Below are 4,098 nucleotides of genomic sequence, written 5' to 3' on the forward strand. Positions count from 1 at the left end.
GCTGAGGGGGCATTTCATCCTTTCGTCCGGGCTGCACAGCCCGGTCTTTCTGCAGAAGGCGCTTGTCTTCATGAACCCCGCGCGGACAGCGAAGCTCTGCAAGGCACTGGCTGCGAAGATCACCGAAGAGGTGAAGGGGCCGATTGATGCGATCGTTTCTCCCGCGGTGGGCGGCATCATTCCGGGCTATGAAACAGCACGCCATATGAAGGTGCCGGCCATGTATGTCGAGCGCGAGAATGGCGAGTTCTCGCTGCGGCGCGGCTTTCACCTTGAAAAGGGAATGCGCGTCGTGATGGTGGAAGACATCGTGACGACGGGCCTTTCCTCGCGTGAATGCATTGAGGCGATCAAGCAGACCGGAGCGAAAGTTGTCGCGGCGGCGTGTCTCATTGACCGTTCGGGCGGCAAGGCGAAGGTGGGCACGAAGCTCATCTCACTGGCACGGATTGCCATTCCGGCCTATCCGGCTGACAAGCTGCCCAAGGAACTTCAGGCGTTGCCCGCAGTAAAGCCCGGCAGTCGCCATCTCGCATAAGGCGCGAAAAGAGAAATGGAGGCGCCCATATGACCAGAACCGGCGGCTTCGGCCATTTACGCCTTGGTGTGAATATCGACCATGTGGCCACGATCCGGAATGCGCGGGGGAATGACCATCCTGATCCTGTGCGGGCAGCAAAACTTGCCGCCGAAGCAGGGGCGGATGGTATCACCGCGCATCTGCGCGAGGACCGTCGTCACATCCGCGACGGCGACATTGCGCGGCTGATGGAGGAGATCGGCCTGCCGCTCAACCTCGAAATGGCCGCCACACCAGAGATGCTGGACATCGCGCTGCGCCACAAGCCCCATGCCTGTTGCATCGTGCCGGAGCGGCGCGAGGAAGTGACGACGGAAGGCGGGCTTGATGCGGCAGGGCTTCACAATCACCTTGCGCCTATCATTGAGCGGCTGAGCGATGCGGGCATTCGCGTTTCGCTTTTCATCAATGCGGAGAAACGTCAGCTTGAGGCGGCGCGCTCGCTTGGTGCGCCTGTTGTGGAACTGCATACGGGCGCCTATTGCGATGCCATTCTTGAGAAGCAGCATGCAAAGCGTGATGCGGAGCTGGAGCGGTTGCGCATTGCGGCGCGGGATGGCGCGGCGCTCGGGCTGGAAGTTCATGCGGGCCACGGGCTCACCTTCGAGACGGTGGGGCCGGTAGCTGCGATACCGGAGCTTGCCGAACTCAATATCGGCCATTTCCTGATCGGCGAAGCGATCTTTGTCGGGCTTGCCGAGAGCATCCGGCTGATGCGCGAAGCCATGGACAAGGCGCGGGCGGGCGCTGCGGCGGAGCCGAAGAAGGGTGCGCAATGATCCTTGGTATCGGCAACGACATCATCGACATCAGGCGTGTCGAGCAGACGCTGGAGCGCTTTGGCGACCGGTTCGTGCAGCGCATCTTCACCGATATAGAACAGCGCAAGTCCGAGGGACGGCGGCTGAGAGCCGCGTCCTATGCCAAGCGTTTCGCCGCCAAGGAAGCCTGTTCCAAGGCGCTTGGCACGGGGCTGCGGGGGGGCGTTTTCTGGCGGGATATGGGGGTCGTCAACATGCGGGGCGGGCAGCCTACCATGGCGCTGACAGGCGGGGCGCTCGCCCGGCTTGAAGAGATCACGCCGCCGGGGATGAAACCGGTCATTCATCTGACCATTACGGACGACCATCCATTGGCACAGGCTTTCGTCATCATTTCAGCGGTGCCGGAAACATTGTAAGGGGGCGGCGCGGCCCTGCCTTATGGTATGGTCCGCAGGGCGTGCAGGGGAGTAATCGGGGCATGACGAAAGACGGGAAAATGACAATGAGCGAGAATGCACGAAAGCTGCGGGGTGGCTCGTTGTCCGAGAATGTGCGGACCATTGGCTATGCGCTTCTGATTGCGTTGGTCATTCGCGCCTTTCTGTTTCAGCCCTTTTTCATTCCCTCAAGCTCGATGGAATCCACGCTGCTGATTGGCGACTATCTCTTCGTCTCCAAATACAGCTATGGCTATTCCAGGCACTCGCTGCCTTTCAGCCCGCCGCTTTTCAGCGGCCGCCTTGCGGGGGTGGAGCCGGAGCGAGGTGACATTGCCGTCTTCAAGCAGCCCATCGATAACCGCACCGACTTCATCAAGCGCGTGATCGGTCTGCCCGGAGACACGGTGCAGATGCGCGGCGGTGTTCTTTATATCAATGATCGCGAAGTGCCGCGCGTGCGGGTCGAGGATTTCATCGAGCGCGATGTGATGGGCAATGTGCGCCGCGTGCCGCGATACCGAGAGACGCTGCCGAACGGCGTTTCCTATTTCACGCTTGATCGCATGCGTGACAGCGCAGGCGACAATACGGGCGTTTATCATGTGCCCGAAGGCCATTACTTCATGATGGGCGACAATCGCGACAATTCGAGCGACAGCCGAGTCGCGGAGTCCGTCGGCTATGTGCCCTTCGAAAATCTGATTGGCCGGGCGGAGATCATATTCTTCTCGGTGGATGGGAGTGCCGCGCTCTGGCAAATCTGGAAATGGCCTTCCGCCATACGCTGGGATCGACTTGGCAAATGGGTCGAGTGAGCGCCTCTCTTCAGAAGCGGTTGGGGCACAAGTTTGCCGATACAGGGCTTCTCGCTCGCGCGCTGACGCATCCGAGTGCGGGGACGGGTAACTACCAGCGTTTCGAGTTTCTGGGCGACCGGGTTCTCGGACTGGTTGTCGCGCGCTGGCTGCTCGATCTTTTTCCGCAGGCGGATGAAGGGGAACTGGCCATTCGCTACAACGCATTGGTGCGCAAGGAAGCCTGTGCGAATGTGGCCGGGCGGATCGGCCTTGGCGATCACGTCATCATGGGAAGCGGCGAGGAGAAGGCAGGCGGGCGAAAGAAGCCCGCCATTCTGGGTGATGTGTGCGAGGCGGTTATCGCGGCGCTCTATCTTGATGGCGGGCTTGAGGTGGCGCGCCGCTTCATCGAAGCGGAATGGGTGCATCTCGTCGAGAAATCCGGCAAGGTGCAGCAGGATGCCAAGACTGCCCTTCAGGAATGGGCGCAGGCGCGCGGACATTCCGTGCCGAGCTACAGCCTGACAGGTCGTACAGGCCCGGATCATGCGCCGGAGTTCACCGTCGAGGTGCAGGCGGGCAAGGAAGCGCCCTTGCGGGCCAAGGGAAGTTCCAAGCGCCAGGCCGAGCAGGCCGCCGCACAGGCCATGCTGGAAAAGCTTGGCGTGTGGTCACAGTGACATCAGATAATCAATTGAAGAGTATCAAGGCGGACATGGCTGACACAGAAAAGCAGGAGCACAAGCAGGGCGCAGGCGAGACCCGTTGCGGCTTTGTCGCCATTATTGGCGCACCGAATGCGGGTAAATCGACGCTGCTCAATCAGCTTGTCGGCTCCAAGGTTGCCATCGTCACGCATAAGGTGCAGACGACGCGCGCCCGCATTCGCGGCATTGCGATGGAAGGCAACACGCAGATCGTCTTTGTGGATACACCCGGCATTTTCAAGCCCAAGCGGCGGCTCGACAAGGCGATGGTCGAGGCGGCGTGGGGCGGCGCGGGCGATGCGGATGTGGTGCTGCTGCTGGTCGATGCCGAGTATGAGCGTGCGGAGGATCTGGAGCGGATCATCGAAGGGCTGAAAACGCAGAACCGCAAGGCCGTTCTCGTTCTCAACAAGGTTGATACCGCAAATCGCGAAAAGCTGCTGAAGCTCGCGGCGCGTCTCAATGAGACAAATCTTTTCGAACGCACCTTCATGATCTCGGCGCTGACGGGAAGCGGTGTTGATGATCTACGCCGTTTTCTTGCAGGCGAGATGCCGTTCGGGCCGTGGCATTACCCGGAAGATCAAGCAGCAGATGTGCCGCTGCGCTCTCTCGCGGCGGAGGTTACGCGCGAGAAGCTGTTCCTGCGGCTTCACGATGAGCTTCCCTATTCGCTAACCGTGGAAACGGAGGAGTGGGAAAACCGCAAGGATGGTTCTATCCGCATTGCGCAGGTCATTTTTCTGGAGCGCGAAAGCCAGAAGAAAATCGCGCTCGGCAAGGGCGGGCAGACGATCAAGAAGGTGGGGC

6 protein-coding genes are annotated in these 4,098 nt (G+C 60.6%); all 6 read left to right on the forward strand.

Annotated elements, in window-relative coordinates; genetic code table 11:
• Position 1 precedes the first annotated feature (1 nt).
• Complete coding sequence (gene pyrE / locus WBF74_RS06185; protein WP_424436781.1) at positions 2-538, forward strand: orotate phosphoribosyltransferase; 537 nt, start codon at positions 2-4, stop codon at positions 536-538.
• Between the two features lie 29 nt (positions 539-567).
• On the forward strand, positions 568-1,359 hold the full coding sequence (locus WBF74_RS06190; RefSeq protein ID WP_424436784.1) for a pyridoxine 5'-phosphate synthase: 792 nt from the start codon (positions 568-570) through the stop codon (positions 1,357-1,359).
• On the forward strand, positions 1,356-1,760 hold the full coding sequence (acpS, locus tag WBF74_RS06195; RefSeq protein ID WP_424436787.1) for a holo-ACP synthase: 405 nt from the start codon (positions 1,356-1,358) through the stop codon (positions 1,758-1,760). The genes WBF74_RS06190 and acpS overlap by 4 nt, the downstream gene beginning before the upstream one ends.
• Positions 1,761-1,840: 80 nt before the next feature.
• Positions 1,841-2,599, forward strand: a complete 759-nt coding sequence (gene lepB / locus WBF74_RS06200) for a signal peptidase I (RefSeq protein ID WP_424436796.1) — start codon at positions 1,841-1,843, stop codon at positions 2,597-2,599.
• Positions 2,587-3,261, forward strand: coding sequence for a ribonuclease III (gene rnc / locus WBF74_RS06205; protein WP_424436790.1), 675 nt, complete (start codon positions 2,587-2,589; stop codon positions 3,259-3,261). Before lepB ends, rnc begins: the two co-directional genes overlap by 13 nt.
• A 35-nt stretch (positions 3,262-3,296) precedes the next feature.
• Positions 3,297-4,098: GTPase Era (gene era, locus WBF74_RS06210; RefSeq protein ID WP_424436793.1), on the forward strand; the 802-nt coding region annotated here is incomplete at its 3' end.

The organism is Parvibaculum sp. (genome assembly GCF_049672805.1).
Lineage (GTDB): Bacteria > Pseudomonadota > Alphaproteobacteria > Parvibaculales > Parvibaculaceae > Parvibaculum.

Coding starts and splice junctions, on each gene's coding strand:
- WBF74_RS06190 (WP_424436784.1), top strand. CDS start 568: ATGACCAGAACCGGCGGCTTCGGCCATTTACGCCTTGGTGTGAATATC.
- acpS (WP_424436787.1), top strand. CDS start 1,356: ATGATCCTTGGTATCGGCAACGACATCATCGACATCAGGCGTGTCGAG.
- lepB (WP_424436796.1), top strand. CDS start 1,841: ATGACAATGAGCGAGAATGCACGAAAGCTGCGGGGTGGCTCGTTGTCC.
- rnc (WP_424436790.1), top strand. CDS start 2,587: ATGGGTCGAGTGAGCGCCTCTCTTCAGAAGCGGTTGGGGCACAAGTTT.